Source organism: Pseudomonas fitomaticsae (assembly GCF_021018765.1).
Classification (GTDB): Bacteria; Pseudomonadota; Gammaproteobacteria; order Pseudomonadales; family Pseudomonadaceae; genus Aquipseudomonas; species Aquipseudomonas fitomaticsae.
On record NZ_CP075567.1, the window covers coordinates 912,510 to 929,177 of the forward strand.

The 16,668-nt window shown below is 63.0% G+C and carries 16 protein-coding genes; all 16 read right to left on the reverse strand.

Annotated features, from left to right (window positions below):
- Nucleotides 1-26 precede the first annotated feature (26 nt).
- The 16 genes from ureC to KJY40_RS04050 all read right to left on the reverse strand — a co-directional run bounded on the left by ureC (nucleotide 27) and on the right by KJY40_RS04050 (nucleotide 16,611).
- Nucleotides 27-1,727 (reverse strand): urease subunit alpha, encoded by a 1,701-nt coding sequence (gene ureC / locus KJY40_RS03975; RefSeq protein ID WP_230735119.1) that lies wholly within the window; start codon nucleotides 1,725-1,727, stop codon nucleotides 27-29.
- Between the two features lie 36 nt (nucleotides 1,728-1,763).
- Complete coding sequence (locus tag KJY40_RS03980) at nucleotides 1,764-2,069, reverse strand: urease subunit beta (RefSeq protein ID WP_007950605.1); 306 nt, start codon at nucleotides 2,067-2,069, stop codon at nucleotides 1,764-1,766.
- Nucleotides 2,069-2,602 (reverse strand): GNAT family N-acetyltransferase, encoded by a 534-nt coding sequence (locus tag KJY40_RS03985; RefSeq protein ID WP_230735121.1) that lies wholly within the window; start codon nucleotides 2,600-2,602, stop codon nucleotides 2,069-2,071. The genes KJY40_RS03980 and KJY40_RS03985 overlap by 1 nt, the downstream gene beginning before the upstream one ends.
- Before the next feature lie 5 nt (nucleotides 2,603-2,607).
- Nucleotides 2,608-3,141, reverse strand: a complete 534-nt coding sequence (locus KJY40_RS03990) for a GNAT family N-acetyltransferase (RefSeq protein ID WP_007950603.1) — start codon at nucleotides 3,139-3,141, stop codon at nucleotides 2,608-2,610.
- 9 nt (nucleotides 3,142-3,150) lie between these two features.
- A complete protein-coding gene (gene ureA / locus KJY40_RS03995; RefSeq protein ID WP_039766748.1) occupies nucleotides 3,151-3,453 on the reverse strand; it encodes an urease subunit gamma in 303 nt (100 codons plus the stop codon).
- Between the two features lie 33 nt (nucleotides 3,454-3,486).
- The gene (locus KJY40_RS04000) at nucleotides 3,487-4,326 is read right to left on the reverse strand and encodes an urease accessory protein UreD (protein ID WP_230735123.1); all 840 of its coding nucleotides are present in this window, start codon (nucleotides 4,324-4,326) and stop codon (nucleotides 3,487-3,489) included.
- A gap of 43 nt (nucleotides 4,327-4,369) precedes the next feature.
- Nucleotides 4,370-5,068 carry an urea ABC transporter ATP-binding subunit UrtE gene (gene urtE, locus KJY40_RS04005; protein ID WP_007950600.1) on the reverse strand — a complete coding sequence of 233 codons (699 nt, stop codon included), beginning with the start codon at nucleotides 5,066-5,068 and terminating at the stop codon, nucleotides 4,370-4,372.
- 45 nt (nucleotides 5,069-5,113) lie between these two features.
- On the reverse strand, nucleotides 5,114-5,983 hold the full coding sequence (gene urtD, locus KJY40_RS04010) for an urea ABC transporter ATP-binding protein UrtD (protein ID WP_007950599.1): 870 nt from the start codon (nucleotides 5,981-5,983) through the stop codon (nucleotides 5,114-5,116).
- Entirely contained in the window at nucleotides 5,980-7,059 is a 1,080-nt protein-coding gene (gene urtC / locus KJY40_RS04015; protein ID WP_230735124.1) for an urea ABC transporter permease subunit UrtC, read from the reverse strand. Before urtC ends, urtD begins: the two co-directional genes overlap by 4 nt.
- On the reverse strand, nucleotides 7,059-8,561 hold the full coding sequence (urtB, locus tag KJY40_RS04020) for an urea ABC transporter permease subunit UrtB (protein WP_230735125.1): 1,503 nt from the start codon (nucleotides 8,559-8,561) through the stop codon (nucleotides 7,059-7,061). Before urtB ends, urtC begins: the two co-directional genes overlap by 1 nt.
- A gap of 158 nt (nucleotides 8,562-8,719) precedes the next feature.
- The gene (gene urtA / locus KJY40_RS04025; RefSeq protein ID WP_007950596.1) at nucleotides 8,720-9,985 is read right to left on the reverse strand and encodes an urea ABC transporter substrate-binding protein; all 1,266 of its coding nucleotides are present in this window, start codon (nucleotides 9,983-9,985) and stop codon (nucleotides 8,720-8,722) included.
- A gap of 205 nt (nucleotides 9,986-10,190) precedes the next feature.
- Nucleotides 10,191-11,201 (reverse strand): FecCD family ABC transporter permease, encoded by a 1,011-nt coding sequence (locus KJY40_RS04030; RefSeq protein ID WP_085609224.1) that lies wholly within the window; start codon nucleotides 11,199-11,201, stop codon nucleotides 10,191-10,193.
- Nucleotides 11,198-12,145, reverse strand: coding sequence for an ABC transporter substrate-binding protein (locus KJY40_RS04035; RefSeq protein ID WP_230735126.1), 948 nt, complete (start codon nucleotides 12,143-12,145; stop codon nucleotides 11,198-11,200). The genes KJY40_RS04030 and KJY40_RS04035 overlap by 4 nt, the downstream gene beginning before the upstream one ends.
- Complete coding sequence (locus tag KJY40_RS04040; protein ID WP_230735127.1) at nucleotides 12,142-12,930, reverse strand: ABC transporter ATP-binding protein; 789 nt, start codon at nucleotides 12,928-12,930, stop codon at nucleotides 12,142-12,144. Before KJY40_RS04040 ends, KJY40_RS04035 begins: the two co-directional genes overlap by 4 nt.
- A gap of 12 nt (nucleotides 12,931-12,942) precedes the next feature.
- Entirely contained in the window at nucleotides 12,943-15,069 is a 2,127-nt protein-coding gene (locus tag KJY40_RS04045) for a TonB-dependent receptor (protein ID WP_230735128.1), read from the reverse strand.
- Between the two features lie 162 nt (nucleotides 15,070-15,231).
- On the reverse strand, nucleotides 15,232-16,611 hold the full coding sequence (locus KJY40_RS04050; RefSeq protein ID WP_230735129.1) for a PepSY-associated TM helix domain-containing protein: 1,380 nt from the start codon (nucleotides 16,609-16,611) through the stop codon (nucleotides 15,232-15,234).
- Nucleotides 16,612-16,668: the final 57 nt, after the last annotated feature.

Sequence of the window (16,668 nt, forward strand, 5' to 3'; positions counted from 1 at the left end):
AGAGCCTCGACGACCGGGGCTCTGACTCAGAACAGAAAATAACGCTGGGCCATCGGCAGGGTCTCGGCCGGCTCGCACCAGAGCAATACGCCGTCGGCCTTGACCTGATAGGTCTGCGGATCGACGTCGATGACCGGAAGATAATCGTTGTGGATCAGGTCGGTTTTCTGCACGTCGCGGCAGCCTTTGACCACGGCGATTTTCTTCTTCAGGCCCAAGGCTTCGGGCAGCCCGGATGCCTGCGCCGCCTGGCTGATGAAGGTCAGGCTGGTAGCGTGCAACGAGCCGCCATAACTGGCGAACATCGGGCGGTAATGCACCGGTTGTGGGGTCGGGATCGACGCGTTGGCGTCGCCCATCAGGCTGGCGGCGATGGCGCCGCCCTTGAGGATCAGCGTCGGTTTCACGCCGAAAAACGCCGGGCGCCACAGCACCAGATCCGCCCATTTGCCGACTTCCACCGAACCCACTTCATGGCTGATGCCGTGGGTGATCGCCGGGTTGATCGTGTACTTGGCGATGTAGCGTTTGGCGCGGAAGTTGTCGTTGCCTTCGCCGTCTTGTGCGAGCGGGCCGCGCTGCTTTTTCATCTTGTCGGCGGTCTGCCAGGTGCGCGTGATGACTTCGCCGACGCGGCCCATGGCCTGGCTGTCAGAACTGATCATCGAGAACGCGCCGAGGTCGTGGAGGATGTCTTCGGCGGCAATGGTTTCGCGGCGGATGCGGCTTTCGGCGAACGCCACGTCCTCGGCGATGCTCGGGTCGAGGTGGTGGCAGACCATCAGCATGTCGAGGTGTTCGTCGATGGTATTGCGGGTGAACGGCCGGGTCGGGTTGGTCGAGCTCGGCAGCACGTTGGCGAAACCGCAGGCCTTGATGATGTCCGGCGCGTGGCCGCCACCGGCCCCTTCGGTGTGATAGGTGTGGATGGTCCGGCCCTTGAACGCGCCGAGGGTGGTTTCGACGAAACCGGATTCGTTGAGGGTGTCGGTGTGGATCGCCACTTGCACGTCGTACTGGTCGGCGACGCTCAGGCAGTTGTCGATGCTTGCCGGGGTGGTGCCCCAGTCTTCGTGCAACTTGAGGCCGATGGCGCCGGCCTTGACCTGTTCGATCAACGGCTCCGGCAGGCTGGCGTTACCCTTGCCGGTGAGGCCGATGTTCATGGGGAACGCATCCGCCGCCTGAAGCATCCGCGCCAGGTGCCACGGCCCGGAAGTGCAGGTCGTGGCGTTGGTGCCGGTGGCAGGTCCCGTGCCGCCGCCGATCATGGTGGTGACGCCGCTCATCAGCGCTTCTTCGATCTGCTGCGGGCAGATGAAGTGAATGTGGGTGTCGATGCCGCCGGCGGTGAGGATCATGCCTTCGCCGGCGATCACTTCGGTGCTGGCGCCGATGGCGATGGTCACGCCGGGCTGCACGTCCGGGTTGCCGGCCTTGCCGATGGCGGCGATGCGGCCGTCCTTGAGGCCGACGTCGGCCTTGACGATACCCCAGTGGTCGATGATCAGCGCGTTGGTGATGACGGTGTCGACCACTTCGGCCGCCAGCAACTGGCTCTGGCCCTGGCCGTCGCGGATCACTTTGCCGCCGCCGAATTTCACTTCTTCGCCGTAGGTGGTGAAGTCCTGTTCGACTTCGATCCACAGCTCGGTGTCGGCCAGGCGCACCTTGTCGCCGACGGTGGGGCCGAACATGTCGGCGTAGGCTTGTCTGGAAATCTTCATCTAGCGTCCTTCAGAGAAATAACGGCACAAGCGGACTCAGAGGTCACCCATGACCCGCCCGGCAAACCCGAACACTCGCCGGTGCCCGGCGTAATCCACCAGTTCCACCTCGCGGCTCTGGCCCGGCTCGAAACGCACCGCCGTGCCCGCCGGAATGTTCAGGCGCATGCCACGGCTGGCGGCGCGGTCGAAGGTCAGGGCGTCGTTGGTTTCGAAAAAGTGATAGTGCGAGCCGACCTGGATCGGCCGGTCGCCGCTGTTCGCCACCTTCAGGCTGACGGTGCGGCGACCGACGTTGAGTTCGATGTCGCCGGGCTGGATTTTGTACTCGCCGGGAATCATCAGTTCGCTCCTTGCAGGACTTTGTAATAGAGGGCCGTCGGGCGATAGGTGCCGTTCGGGTCGCAGGCGTAATCGGGAATTTCCCCGGCGCGGGTGTAACCCAGGGCCTTGTAAAAATCTTCGGCGGGGGAGCCGGCCTCGGTGTCGAGGTAGAGCATGCCGCGCTTGTACTGGCGGGCCGTCAGTTCCAGCGCTTGCATCAACTGCTGGCCGAGGCCGCGGCGCCGGGCGTGTTCGCGCACCAGCAGTTTCTGCACCTCGGCGCGGTTCAGGCCGTTGGCCTTCTGGCACAGGCTCAACTGGACGCTGGCCTGCACCTGTTCGTCCTTGACCACCACCCACAGCAAGACGTTGCCCTTGTTCAGGTTGTCCTGCACATCGTCGAAATAAGCGCGGGCCTGAATCGCATCGAGGTCAGCCATGAAACCGACGCTGGCGCCATAACCCACGGCATCCAGCAGCAGCTCGATCAGGCCCTGACGATAGTGCGCAAAACTTTCAGCATTGACGCGTCGCAGTTGGGCGGGGTTCATCGGTGTCACTCCTTGTGGGCGGGCGGCGGCTCCGCGCCAGGATTGAGGGTCAGTTGCATGAAGGTCAGGTCGAGCCAGCGGCCGAACTTGGTGCCGACTTGCGGCATCTGCCCGGTGGTGATGAAACCGGCGCGCTCGTGCAGGCGAATCGACGCGGCGTTGCCGCTTTCGATGGCGGCGACCATGACGTGCTTGTCGCAGGTTTTCGCGCGTTCGATCAGCGCGGTCATCAGTTGCGGGCCGAGGCCGTTGCCGCGCTGGTCGCTGCGCACGTAGACCGAGTGCTCGACGGTGTGGCGGAAACCGTCGAACGGCCGCCAGTCACCGAACGAAGCGTAGCCGAGGGTGGTGTTGTCGGCGTCGACGATCACCAGGATCGGATAACCCTGGGCCTGGCGCGCACTGAACCACGCCTGACGGTTGCCGAGGTCGACGGCGGATTCATTCCAGATCGCCGTGGTGTTGAGCACGGCGTCGTTGTAGATGTCGCGGATCGCCGGCAGGTCGGCGTGCAGTGCATCGCGGATGGTGTAAGTCATGGCGCGGCCTCAGACGATCGGTTGGTGGACGGTGACCAGTTTGGTGCCGTCGGGGAACGTCGCTTCGACCTGGATCTCCGGGATCATTTCCGGGATGCCTTCCATCACCTGATCGCGGGTCAGCAGGGTGGTGCCGTAGTGCATCAGCTCGGCCACGGTCTGGCCGTCACGGGCGCCTTCGAGCAGCGCCGCCGAGATGTAGGCCATGGCCTCCGGGTAGTTGAGCTTCACGCCACGGGCCAGTCGCCGCTCGGCAACGAGGCCGGCGGTGAAGATCAGCAGCTTGTCTTTTTCGCGTGGGGTCAGGTCCATCGTTTGAAATCCATTGTCGGCAGTTGAAGAAAATCAGGTATTCCAGATTCGGGGGGGCAGGGCTTCGCGGCCGAGCAGTTCAGGCCTGAGCAATCGCCACAGATCGATCAGCCACGCTCGCGCCAGCAACGCTTCACTGGCCAGGCAGCGCGCGAGCAAAAGACCGGGCAACTGCGTCAGATCCCCGCGCACGTCGTGGACCAACGAACGGCAGCGCTCGAGCAATTCAGCATCGACTTCACCGGTCACCAACAACGTCGCAAACACCGGATTGCCATCCAGCCCGATCGGTGAATCGAGCAAGCCGTCATTGCCGACGATGCGCTGGCGCTCATGCCACAACAACCGCCCATCACGGCGAATATCCAGATGTGCCTGGAAATGCCCGAGGTCGAAACGCTCGCCACTGGCCGGGCGCCCGAGGGCCACCACGTCCCAGTAGAAAAGCCGCGCACCGCCTTCAAGATCGATCGAGGTCGTGAGTTCTGCCTGGGCGGCGCTGTAGACGATGGTTTCCTGAGGTAGCCATTCCAGTGTCGCGCCATCGGCGACATGCAGGTTCAGCGACTGATAAGCGGGCCCCGCCGCGCGATACCACTTGGCCGCGCCGGGGCTGGTGATCTGTGCCCAGGCGCCTTGTTCGACGCGGGCGCTGATGTCCAGCCGGTCACCGCCGGCGATCCCGCCCGGCGGGTGGACGATGATGTGCTGGCAGACCTCGGGCCCTTCGGCGTACAGATGCTTTTGCACTCGCAACGGGCCGAGGTGCCGGCGTCGGGTCGGCCGCGTGCAATCGCCGAAGCGGGCGTAGGCCAGCTCGAGCTCGGCGTGCCAGCTCGGAGTAAACAGGGCAGTCGCAACAGGTAAGTTCATGTTTTCTAATTATCGTTAGGACGCTACAGATTAGACCGTAACCTCAAATAGTCACCAGCCCGCGTACACCTTCGGCTTCCATATTTTCGCCACGGCCCTGCTGCACGATCTCGCCCCGGGACATCACCAGGTATTGATCGGCCAGTTCGGCGGCGAAATCGTAGAACTGCTCCACCAGCAGAATCGCCATGTCGCCACGGGCCGCGAGCTTCTTGATCACTGCGCCGATTTCCTTGATCACCGACGGCTGGATGCCTTCGGTGGGCTCGTCGAGGATCAGCAACCGCGGGCGGCTGGCCAAAGCGCGGCCAATCGCGAGCTGCTGTTGCTGACCGCCGGACAGATCGCCGCCGCGCCGCTGTTTCATTTGCAGCAGCACCGGGAACAGCTCGTAGATGAACGCGGGAACTTCCTTGGCTTCGCTGCCGGGGAAACGCGACAGGCCCATCAGCAGATTCTCTTCCACGGTCAGCCGGCCGAAGATCTCCCGGCCCTGCGGCACGTAGGCGATCCCGGCGTGCACCCGCTGATGCGGCTTGAACGTGGTGATCGGTTTGCCTTCCCAGTTCACCGCGCCTTCCTTGGCCGGCAGCAGGCCCATCAGGCATTTGAGCAGCGTGGTCTTGCCCACGCCGTTACGCCCGAGCAGGCAGGTCACTTCGCCGACTTTCACGTCAAAGCTCAGGCCGCGCAGGATGTGGCTTCCGCCGTAGTACTGGTGCAGCTTGTCGACTTGCAGCATTTCCAGATCTCCTCAAATCCCCGCATTGGAAAGGTGTTTGCAGTTTCAGCGGCCAAGGTAAACCTCGATCACGCGCTCGTTGTCCTGCACCTGTTCCAGCGAGCCTTCGGCCAGCACGCTGCCCTGGTGCAACACGGTGACGTGGTCGGCAATCGAGCCGACGAAGCCCATGTCGTGTTCCACCACCATCAGCGAATGCTTGCCCGCCAGCGACTTGAACAGCTCGGCGGTGAACTCGGTTTCGGCGTCGGTCATGCCCGCCACCGGTTCATCGAGCAGCAGCAATTGCGGGTCCTGCATCAGCAACATGCCGATTTCCAGAAACTGTTTCTGCCCGTGGGACAGCAGCCCCGCCGGGCGGTTGACCGAAGTGGTCAGGCGAATGGTGTCGAGCACTTCGCTGATCCGGTCTTTCTGTTCGCCGCTCAACTTCGCCCGCAGACTGGCCCACACCGACTTGTCGGTCTTCTGCGCCAGCTCCAGGTTCTCGAACACGCTCAACGCTTCGAACACCGTCGGTTTCTGGAACTTGCGACCGATGCCGGCCTGGGCGATCTGCACTTCGCTCATCTGCGTCAGGTCGAGGGTTTCGCCGAACCAGGCCTTGCCGTGGCTCGGGCGGGTCTTGCCGGTGATCACGTCCATCAGCGTGGTCTTGCCCGCGCCGTTGGGGCCGATGATGCAGCGCAGTTCGCCGACGCCGATGTACAGGTTCAGATTGTTCAGCGCCCGGAAGCCGTCGAAGCTGACGCTGATGTCTTCCAGGGTCAGGATCGTGCCGTGGCGGGTGTCGAGGCCCGGACCGACGCGTTGCCCGAGGCCGATCGAGTCGCGGCTGGTGCCTTCGTCCTTGTTGGGCTCCACCGGGAAAAAGGCCGGTTCCAGCATGAATTCAGCGCTCGCCGTGACTCTCATGATTCACCTCGTTTCTTCAGCAGACCGATCACGCCTTTGGGCAGGTACAACGTCACGACGATGAACAGCGCGCCGAGGAAGAACAGCCAGTATTCGGGGAAGGCCACGGTGAACCAGCTCTTCATGCCGTTGACCACGCCGGCGCCGAGCAGCGGGCCGATCAGGGTGCCGCGCCCGCCAAGGGCCACCCACACGGCGGCTTCGATCGAATTGGTCGGCGACATTTCGCTCGGGTTGATGATCCCCACTTGCGGCACGTACAGCGCACCGGCCAGACCACACAACACCGCGCTCAACACCCAGACGAACAGCTTGAATCCGCGCGGATCGTAGCCGCAGAACATCAGGCGATTCTCCGCATCGCGCAGGGCAGTCAGCACCCGGCCGAACTTGCTGCGGGCCAGGCGCCAGCCGATGTACAGGCTCGCCACCAGCAACAGCACCGTCGTCAGAAACAGCACCGCGCGAGTGCCGGGTTCGGTGATGCCGAAACCGAGAATCGTGCGGAAATTGGTGAAGCCGTTGTTGCCGCCAAAGCCGGTCTCGTTGCGGAAAAACAGCAGCATCCCGGCGAAGGTCAGGGCCTGGGTCATGATCGAGAAGTACACGCCCTTGATCCGCGAACGGAAGGCGAAAAAACCGAACACCAGCGCCAGCAACCCCGGCGCCAGCACCACCAGGCACATCGCCCAGAGGAAGTTGCCGGTGCCGCTCCAGTACCACGGCAACTCGGTCCACGACAGGAAGGTCATGAACGCCGGCAAGCCATCGCCGGCGGCCTGACGCATCAGGTACATGCCCATCGCATAACCGCCGAGGGCGAAGAACAGGCCGTGGCCCAGCGACAAGAGACCTGCGTAACCCCAGACCAGATCCAGTGCCAGGGCGACGATGGCGTAGCAGAGAATCTTGCCGACCAATGTCAGTGTGTAAGCCGAGACGTGCAGCGCACTGTCCGCCGGCAACAGCGACAGCAGCGGCAGAGCGACCAGCAACGCGAGAACCACCGCGCCGACGGCGAGCGTGACTTTGGGGCCGGCCTTTTGTGTGGCCGTGACTAGTAGAGGCTGGTTCATCAGTCGATCACCCGTCCTTTCAGTGCGAAGAGGCCTTGCGGACGTTTCTGGATGAACAGAATGATCAGCGCGAGGATCAGGATCTTGCCGAGCACCGCACCGATCTGCGGTTCGAGAATCTTGTTGGCGATGCCCAGGCCGAACGCGGCGAACACGCTGCCGGCCAGTTGGCCGACACCGCCGAGCACCACCACCAGGAACGAGTCGATGATGTAGCTCTGGCCGAGGTCCGGGCCGACGTTGCCGATCTGGCTCAGCGCCACGCCACCGAGCCCGGCGATACCCGAGCCGAGGCCGAAGGCGAGCATGTCGACGCGTCCGGTGGGCACGCCGCAGCAGGCGGCCATGTTGCGGTTCTGGGTGACGGCGCGCACGTTCAAGCCCAGGCGGGTCTTGTTCAGCAGCAGCCAGGTCAGCACCACTACGAACAACGCGAAGGCGATGATCACGATGCGGTTGTACGGCAGCACCAGATTCGGCAACACCTGGATCCCGCCGGACAACCACGCCGGGTTTGCCACTTCAACGTTCTGCGCACCGAACACCAGACGCACCAGCTGAATCAGCATCAGGCTGATGCCCCAGGTGGCGAGCAGGGTTTCCAATGGGCGGCCGTAGAGATGACGGATCACCGTGCGCTCCAGGGCCATGCCGATGGCAGCGGTGACGAAGAACGCCACCGGCAGCGCGATCAGCGGATAGAACTCGATGGCATTCGGCGCGTAGCGCTGGAACATCAGCTGCACGACGTAGGTCGAGTAGGCGCCGAGCATCAGCATCTCGCCGTGGGCCATGTTGATCACACCGAGCAGGCCGAAAGTGATCGCCAGACCCAGTGCGGCGAGCAACAGAATCGAGCCGAGGGACATGCCGCTGAACGCTTGGCCGAGCAGTTCGCCGACCAGCAGTTTGCGTTTGACCTGAGCAAGGCTGGTTTCGGCGGCGGTGCGCACGTTGGTATCGGTTTCGACGCCGGGTTCGAGCAAACCTTCGAGGCGAGTGCGGGCCAGCGGGTCGCCGGTTTCACCGAGCAGCCGCACGGCCGCGAGGCGCACTGCCGGGTCAGTGTCGACCAGTTGCAGGTTGGCCAGCGCCAGGCTCAGGGCGGCGTGGACGCTTTCGTCTTGTTCGCCAGCCAGTTGCTGGTCGAGGAATTTCAGCTGCGCCGGTTTGGCGCTTTTCTGCAATTGCTGCGCGGCGGTCAGACGGGTTTTGGCGTCGGCGGCGAGCAATTGGTGGCTGGCCAGCGCGGTGTCGATCAGACCCCGCAGGCGATTGTTCAGGCGCAGGGTCTTGGGTTGGCCGTCAACGGTCAGCTCGCCTTGTTGCAGGGCGTTGATCAGTTCGACACGGGCCGGATCGGGCTGCGCGGCCCAGGCTTCCAGCAGTTTGGCCTGTTGTGTGGGGTTGGCGGCGATGAAGTCTTCGGCGTCGCCTGCATGGGTGGCCATCGGCAGCAAAAGTGCGAGGGCCAGGATCAAGCGGTAAAGGGCAGTGGGCATGGAGAGTCGCCTTGCTTGGATTTTGTGGGAGCTGGCTTGCCAGCGATGCAGGCGACTCGGCGCATCTGTTGGACCGAGGTGATGCCATCGCTGGCAAGCCAGCTCCCACAGGATCGGTGTCAGGCTCAAGCCCTGTGCTCAAGCCTGACATCGATGGCTCAGTTGCTCTTCACCGCATACTCCGGCTTCTTGTCGTTACCCGGAATAAACGGACTCCAAGGCTGCGCCCGAATCGGCCCCTCGGTCTGCCACACCACGTTGAACTGACCGTCGCTCTGGATCTCGCCGATCATCACCGGTTTGTGCAGGTGGTGATTGGTCTTGTCCATGGTCAGGGTGTAGCCGGACGGTGCGGCGAAAGTCTGGCCGCCGAGGGCTTCGCGGACCTTGTCGACGTCGGTCGATTTGGCTTTCTCCGCCGCCTGCGCCCACATGTGGATGCCGACGTAAGTGGCTTCCATCGGGTCGTTGGTCACCGCTTTGTCGGCGCCCGGCAGGTTGTGTTTCTTCGCGTAGGCTTTCCAGTCGGCGACGAATTTCTTGTTCGCCGGGTTATCCACGGACTCGAAGTAGTTCCACGCCGCGAGGTTGCCCACCAGCGGCTTGGTGTCGATGCCGCGCAGTTCTTCTTCGCCCACCGAGAACGCCACCACCGGTACGTCGGTCGCCTTCAGGCCCTGGTTGGCCAGCTCTTTGTAGAACGGCACGTTGGAGTCGCCATTCACGGTGGAGATCACAGCAGTCTTGCCGCCGGCCGAGAATTTTTTGATGTTGGCGACGATGGTTTGATAGTCGCTGTGGCCGAACGGGGTGTAGACCTCTTCGATGTCTTTATCCGCGACGCCTTTGGAGTGCAGGAACGAACGCAGGATCTTGTTGGTGGTGCGCGGGTACACGTAGTCGGTGCCGAGCAGGAAGTAGCGCTTGGCGCTGCCGCCTTCTTCGCTCATCAGGTACTCAACCGCCGGGATCGCTTGCTGGTTCGGCGCGGCGCCGGTGTAGAACACGTTCGGCGACATCTCTTCGCCTTCGTATTGCACCGGGTAGAACAGCAGGCCGTTGAGCTCTTCGAACACCGGCAACACCGATTTGCGCGATACCGAGGTCCAGCAGCCGAACACCACCGCGACCTTGTCCTGGGTCAGCAACTGGCGGCCCTTTTCCGCGAACAACGGCCAGTTCGACGCCGGGTCGACCACCACCGGCTCAAGCATCTTGCCGTTCACCCCGCCCTTGGCGTTGATCTCGTCGATGGTCATCAACGCCATGTCCTTGAGCGACGTTTCGGAGATCGCCATGGTGCCGGACAACGAATGCAGAATCCCGACCTTGATGGTCTCGGCGGCCTGTACGGTCCAGGTCATGCCCATCGCGGCAATGGATGCCGTGAGTGTGAAAGCCTTGATCAAACTGCGACGCTTCATTGTGCGATCTCCATGAACGTTAAAGTTTTTTATGGTTGGCAGATGCGAACGACTGAAGGCTGTTTTGCAAGGGCTGTGCCCGGTCGGGTTTGGGCAGGGAAATGTCGGTTTAGAGCGGTTGCGCGCGCAGGCGACGCACCATGAGGGGACGTGTTGCATGCAAAGGTGCAACGGGGTGCGCCAGATTGGGGCGCACCCGGAGGATTCAGCGGCGGCGCATCAGGCCGATGAAGAACAGGCCGCCGAGGGCTGCGGTGGCGACGCCGATGGGCAGGTCTTCGGGCGCGATCAGCGTGCGGGCGGCGACGTCCACCCAGACGAGGAAAACGCTGCCGAGCAACACGCACACCGGTAGCAGACGCCGATGCTCGGCACCGATCAGGCGCCGGGCAATGTGCGGCACCATCAGCCCGACAAAGCCGATGGAGCCGCTGATCGACACCAGCACCCCGGTCATCAACGACGCGATCACGAACACCCGCAAACGCACCGCCCGGGCATTCAGGCCGAGGGTGACGGCGGTCTGTTCGCCGGCCATCAAGGCGTTCAGCGGACGGGCCATGCCGATCAGCAGAATCAACCCGAGCAACACGCTCAGCGCCGGCACCGCCAACAACTCCCAGCGCGCCAGACCCAGGCCGCCGAGCATCCAGAACATCACCGCCGAACTGGCGCGGTGATCGCCCATGAACAACAGCAGATTGGCGATCGCCATCATCACGAACGACACCGCCACGCCGCACAGCAGCAGACGATCACTGTCCAGCCGACCCTGCCGGTTGGCGATGCCCAGTACCAGAAACATGCTCAACAACGCGCCGATGAACGCGGCAATCGGCAAGGTCAGCAGGCCGACGATTTCACCGACGTGCAGCACCACGATCACTGCGCCGAGGGTTGCGCCGGAGGTGACGCCGAGCAGGTGCGGATCGGCCAGCGGATTGCGGGTGACTGCTTGCAGCACCGCGCCGATCAACGCCAGTCCGGCGCCAACCAATGCACCGAGCAGCATGCGCGGCACACGGATCAGCCAGACGATGTGTTCCTGGCCGGCGCTCCAGTCCGGCACGCCGAGGCCGAACAGTTTGTGCAGCAGAATCCGCCACACCACGTCCACCGGTACCCGCGCCGGGCCGAAGCCCAGCGACACCACGCACGACACCAGCAGCACCGCGCCGAGGGCAATCAGCAGCCAGCCGTAACGACGATTGATCATTCGCCGTGGAAACCTTTGGCCAGGGTTTCAACCGCCAGCACGTTGTCGATCCCCGGCGTGGCCTGCACGTAAGGAATGACGATGAAGCGCTGGTTCTTGATCGCGTCCACCGATTGCAGCGCCTTGTTCTTCAGCAGGAATTCAATCTTCTGCTCGGCGGTGATTTCGCTGTAGTCGACGATCACGATCACCTGCGGATTGCGCTCGACCACGGTTTCCCAGTTGACCCTGGTCCAGCTCGCGTCGACGTCATCGAGAACGTTGCGCCCGCCGGCGGCGTCGATCAGCGCTTGCGGCATGCCGAGGCGGCCGGAGGTCATGGCGCGGTCTTCGCCGCTGTCGTACAGGAACACCCGTGGTTTCTCGGCGGGCAGGTCTTTGCGAACTTCGGCGACCTGACTTTGCATGTCGGCGATCAGCGCGTTGGCGCGATCCTGCACGTCGAAGATCTTTCCGAGGTTGCGCAGATCGTTGTAAGTGTCTTCCATCGTGGCGGCCGGGCGCTTCATCACGAACGCGCAGGACTCGGTCAATTCATAGACATTGATGCCCAGCGGTTGCAGGGTTTGCGGCGTGAGATCACCACCGACGCGCATGCCGTAATCCCAGCCGGCGAAGAAGAAATCGACGTTGGCGTTGAGCAGGGTTTCCACCGACGGGTACTTGGCTGCCAGTTCCGGCAGACCGTCGAGCAGGCTCTGCATTTCAGGCGTTACCGACTTCCAGCCACTGACGCCGCTGTAGCCGGCCATCTTCGACTTGAGGCCGAGGGCGAGCATCATCTGGGTCATGTTGATGTCGTGGCTGACCGCGTGTTTCGGCGCTTCCTTGAAAGTCACTTCGCGGTTGCAGCTCTGGATCGTCAGTGGGTACTGGGTGGCCTCGGCGAAGGCGTGGGTGGTGCCCAGCAACAGGGCGAGGCAAAGCAGGGAGCGCACAGTCATGGTCGGGTTATCCAGGTGATTCGCGGGTAGCCGTGGAGGGGGTGTGGATCGATCAATGCTTCGACGCCGAACACGTCGCGCAGCAGTTCGACGGTCAGGACTTGTTGCGGGGTGCCGCTGGCGACGATGCGGCCGTGGTTGATCACATACAAACGGTCGCAGAACGCGGCGGCCAGGTTCAGGTCGTGGATGCTCGCCAACGTGCCGATCTGCAAACGCTTGACCAGTTGCAGCAGTTCCAGCTGATAGCGCGGGTCGAGGTGGTTGGTCGGCTCGTCGAGGATCAGCAGTTGCGGTTGCTGGGTCAGGGCGCGGGCGAGGATCACGCGTTGTTTTTCTCCACCGGACAACGTGGAGAACGCGTGGTCTTCGAAGCCGTCGAGTCCCACGGACTTGAGGGCCTGGGTGGCGAGTTGGCGGTCTTCCTGCGTGTCGCCATCGAACAGGCTTTTGTGCGGCGTGCGGCCCATGGCGACCACTTCTTCGACGGTCAGGCCGAAGGCGTCGGGGAATTCCTGCAGCACCACGGCGATGCGTTGCGCGCACCAGCGTGAGGATTGCTTCCACACGTTGTGGTGATCGAGTCTGACCTCACCGTGCTCCGGCTGACTGAAGCGATAGGCGCAGCGCAACAGGCTGGTCTTGCCGCTGCCATTGGGCCCGATCAGCCCGACGAACTCACCGGCGGCCACGTGCAACGAGGCGTCACGCAGCTGGAACTGGTGATGGCAGTGGCCGTGGCCCAAAGGTGTCCAGGCGAGATCGGTGAGGGACAGTGAGGTCATTTCGTTCCTGTTCTAGAAGGTGTAGTCAGCCGTGACAAAGAACGAACGAGGCTCACCCAGAATCCACTGCTGGCCCTCATTGTATTGGCTTTGCGCGTACGTCCGGTCAAACAGATTGTTCACCTGCAACCCCAGCGTGGTGTTGCGCAGGGCTTTCCACGACAGCGTCGCATCGACCACGGTGTAACTCGGCAGCTCGTTGCGGTTGGCCATGTCGGCGTAGCGCGCATCGACGTAACGCACGCCGGCGCCGGCCTTCAGGTCATCAGTGAGCGCCTTGTTCAGCCACAGATTGGCGGTGCGCCGTGGTACGTCCACCGGGCGATTGCCGTTGCGCGACACCGGCACGCCGCCGACCACTTCTTCAAAATCGTCGTACTTGGCTTTGACGATCGCCGCGTTGGCTTGCAGTTGCCAGGCGTGCGGCAGTTGCAGGTCGAGGCTGGCTTCCAGGCCGTTCGACGATTGCTGGCCGACCTGCTGCTTGAGTGTCGGATTGCCCGGATCGTCGGTCAGCAGCTTTTTCTTCACGATGCGATACGCCGCCAGTGTGAACTCGCCACGCTGATCCCAGAACAGCTGCTTCAGGCCGATCTCGGTTTGCCGCGCGGTGGACAAGTCGTATTGCTGCTGGCTCGGGCTCAGGGAAATCAGACCGCCGATGCCATCGGTGCTGGTGGCGACCTGGCCGTAGAACGAGGTGTCCTGCGTCAGCGCGAACACCAGGCCGGCCTTCCAGTTGTTGCCGGTCAGGGTCTTGTCGCTCTGGCTACCGTCGACCAGGTTGTTGCGATCCACATGCACGTAATCGCGGCGCACACCGGTCACCAGCGACCAGCGCTCGCTCAGTTGCGTGCGGTTTTCGGCGAACACCGACATCTGTTTGGTGGTGCTGTCGAACTGATCGCGATACGGATCGGCACTCTCGAAATAACCGGTTTGCGGGTGATAGCGATCCAGCGGCTGGCCGTTCGGCAATACGTCGTTGAACGGCGAGTTGCTGTCGAGCTGAAAGCGAATACGGTTGTAATCGACACCGGTCACGGTCTGGCTGTCGAGGCCGAACAGCGAGTGCTTGAAGGTGAAGGTCTGGCGGTCGCCGACCTGCTCCTGTTTGTGGCCGATGCCGAAGTAACCGCTGCGGCTGAGCTGTTGGCTGCCGGCGTCGAAGTTGTAGTTCTCGGCGTTCTGCCAGCGGCGCTGGGCTTTCAGGTAGTACAGCTCGTTGCTGGCGCTGATCGCATCGTTGATCTGCCAATCCGTGGTCAGGCGCGTTCCTTGATCGTTGTAGTGCTGCTTGTCGTCGCGCACGTTGTAGTTCTTGTTGCGCAGGCTGTCTTTCAACTGGCCGTTGATCAACGGTGTGCCGAAGTAGTTCTGCGGACGCTGGTCGCCGTAATCGTGGGCGAGGGTGAAGGTCAGGTCGTCGGTGGCCTGCCAGCGCAGGGCGGCACTGATGAAGTCGCTGGACGAGTCACCGCGATCGACCCAGCCATTGCTGCGCAGGCGATTGAGGTTGAGGCGATAGCTCAGGGTGTCGGTCAGCGAGCCGCCGCTGTCGAACGCCTGTTGCTGGCTGTCGAACGAGCCGTAACCGACGCGCACGTGGTTTTCGATTTCGCCTTCGAACGGCTTCTTCGGGATCACGTTGACCACCGCGCCGGTCGCGCCTTCGCCGTATAGCACCGAGGCCGGGCCGTGCAGCACGTCGACGCGCTCCACCGACCACGTGTCGACCGGAAACGTCACGGTGCCCATGCCGGTGTACATGCGGTCGCCGTCATACAACTGCATCACCGAACTCTGCCCGGTAAAACCCCGAGCCTGCAACGAGGTGCCGCCATCGCCCGGCGTACCGGTGCGGCTGATGCCGGTGCTGCGCGACACCGCGTCCTGCACGCTGCGATCGCCACGGGCGCGGACTTGTTCGCCACTCAGGCTTTCGACGCTGGCCGGGGTTTCCATGGCCGTGAGGTTCAGACGCGAGCCAGCGCTGGTCGGCGTGGTCAGGCTGACAGTCGGGTCGTCATTGGCCGGGGCGGTGATGGTACCGGTGGGCAGCGTCAGCGGGGCGTTGTCGGCGTGGGCGCTGTTGTTCAGGGCGAACAGACAGAGGCTGGACAAGAGGTACTTGTTCATCGGGGCGGTGAATCACTTCTTCAAAAGAAAAGCCCGCAGGCTCATGACGGTGCATGGCTGCGGGCAGAGCAGCAAATTTGCGTTATACAGTAACACTAAAAAATGCCGGAGTTTAAGCCCCGGCAGTTTAAAGATCTCTCTAGATCGCGCATCTCGCCTGTTTCATGATGAAGTTGAGGCAGATTCAGCTTGTCGGCCCAGACGCGATAACAGCAGCCGATCCAGCAACCAGACCACCACCAGCGAAGCCCCCACCAGCGGAAACACCACCGCCAGCGCGAGCATGATCGCCACCCCGGTTTTCCACTTCGGTAGATCGTGGCGCAGCGGCGGCACGCCGAACTTGCCCTGTGGCCGGCGCTTCCACCAAATCACCACGCCGCTGACGGCGCTGAGCAGGATCATCAGGCAGATCAGCAGCACGATGATCTGATTGAAGGTGCCGAACATCTTGCCTTCGTGGAGCATCACGCCGATCTCGGTAGCGCGGGCAACAGCGCCGTACTGTTCGAAGCGCACGTCGGCCAGCACCTTGCCGGTGTACTGATCGACGTGCAGGGTGGCGTCGTTGCGCGGGTCGTCGGCGAACACGGCGATGGTGAACACGCCGGTCGCAGTGGTCGGCAGGGTGATGCTGTAGCCCGGCTCGACCTTGCGCTCGCTGGCGATGTTTTGCACGTCCTGCAGGCGGATGCTCGGTGCAGCGGGGTCGTGTTGCATGCCGCCGTGGGCCATGTGTTCGGCGTGGTCGCCGGACATCGGCATCGGCGTGTTTTCCATCGCCCAGGGTACGGTCTGGCGGGCGGCGTTGTTGAGGCTGCCGGCCTCGACGTCGGAGGTCGGTACGTTGTTCCACATCGCCGCCGGGAACACGTTCCACACCTGGGCGTATTGCTTGCCCCAGAAGCCGGTCCAGGTCATGCCGCTGAGCAGCATCACCAGCAGCAACGCCGCGCCCCAGAATCCGGTGACCGCATGCAGGTCACGCCACAGCACGCGGCCGCGACTGCTCAGGCGTGGCCACAGAATCCCCGCTGCCTGACCACGCGGCCACCACAGGAAAACCCCGGACACCACCAGCACCACGCCCCAGCCGGCGGCCATTTCGATCAGTCGGTCACCGACGGTGCCGATCATCAATTCGCCGTGAATCGCCCGGGCGATGGCTTGCAGGTTCTGCTTGGCATCCTGCTCGCCGAGGATGTCGCCGTGGTACGGATCGACGAACACGTTCAGCTCATGGCCGGCATTGGCCACGACAAACTTCGCGCTGCGCTCGGCATTCACCGGCGGCAGGTACTGGGTGACCTGGCCTTGTGGGTAAGCGCTTTTGACCTTTTGCAGCAAGTCATCGGCCGGCACCGTGTGATGCCCGGCGGGGACGTTCAGCAGGCTGCTGTACATCAGCGAATCGAGCTGCGGCTTGAACAGGTAAATGATGCCGGTCAGGGCCAGCATCACCATGAAAGGCGCGACGAACAATCCGGCATAAAAATGCCAACGCCAGGCCAGGTTGTAGAAATTCGGTTTGGGCTGTTTCATCACGTGTGCTCCGCTTGGCTTGGATCTTCTAGTTGTCTGTTGCCGCCCGCTCCCTGA

Excerpts from the sequence above, each read along its gene's own strand:
- ureC (WP_230735119.1), bottom strand. The coding sequence starts at position 1,727 with ATGAAGATTTCCAGACAAGCCTACGCCGACATGTTCGGCCCCACCGTC.
- KJY40_RS03980 (WP_007950605.1), bottom strand. The coding sequence starts at position 2,069 with ATGATTCCCGGCGAGTACAAAATCCAGCCCGGCGACATCGAACTCAAC.
- KJY40_RS03985 (WP_230735121.1), bottom strand. The coding sequence starts at position 2,602 with ATGAACCCCGCCCAACTGCGACGCGTCAATGCTGAAAGTTTTGCGCAC.
- KJY40_RS03990 (WP_007950603.1), bottom strand. The coding sequence starts at position 3,141 with ATGACTTACACCATCCGCGATGCACTGCACGCCGACCTGCCGGCGATC.
- ureA (WP_039766748.1), bottom strand. The coding sequence starts at position 3,453 with ATGGACCTGACCCCACGCGAAAAAGACAAGCTGCTGATCTTCACCGCC.
- KJY40_RS04000 (WP_230735123.1), bottom strand. The coding sequence starts at position 4,326 with ATGAACTTACCTGTTGCGACTGCCCTGTTTACTCCGAGCTGGCACGCC.
- urtE (WP_007950600.1), bottom strand. The coding sequence starts at position 5,068 with ATGCTGCAAGTCGACAAGCTGCACCAGTACTACGGCGGAAGCCACATC.
- urtD (WP_007950599.1), bottom strand. The coding sequence starts at position 5,983 with ATGAGAGTCACGGCGAGCGCTGAATTCATGCTGGAACCGGCCTTTTTC.
- urtC (WP_230735124.1), bottom strand. The coding sequence starts at position 7,059 with ATGAACCAGCCTCTACTAGTCACGGCCACACAAAAGGCCGGCCCCAAA.
- urtB (WP_230735125.1), bottom strand. The coding sequence starts at position 8,561 with ATGCCCACTGCCCTTTACCGCTTGATCCTGGCCCTCGCACTTTTGCTG.
- urtA (WP_007950596.1), bottom strand. The coding sequence starts at position 9,985 with ATGAAGCGTCGCAGTTTGATCAAGGCTTTCACACTCACGGCATCCATT.
- KJY40_RS04030 (WP_085609224.1), bottom strand. The coding sequence starts at position 11,201 with ATGATCAATCGTCGTTACGGCTGGCTGCTGATTGCCCTCGGCGCGGTG.
- KJY40_RS04035 (WP_230735126.1), bottom strand. The coding sequence starts at position 12,145 with ATGACTGTGCGCTCCCTGCTTTGCCTCGCCCTGTTGCTGGGCACCACC.
- KJY40_RS04040 (WP_230735127.1), bottom strand. The coding sequence starts at position 12,930 with ATGACCTCACTGTCCCTCACCGATCTCGCCTGGACACCTTTGGGCCAC.
- KJY40_RS04045 (WP_230735128.1), bottom strand. The coding sequence starts at position 15,069 with ATGAACAAGTACCTCTTGTCCAGCCTCTGTCTGTTCGCCCTGAACAAC.
- KJY40_RS04050 (WP_230735129.1), bottom strand. The coding sequence starts at position 16,611 with ATGAAACAGCCCAAACCGAATTTCTACAACCTGGCCTGGCGTTGGCAT.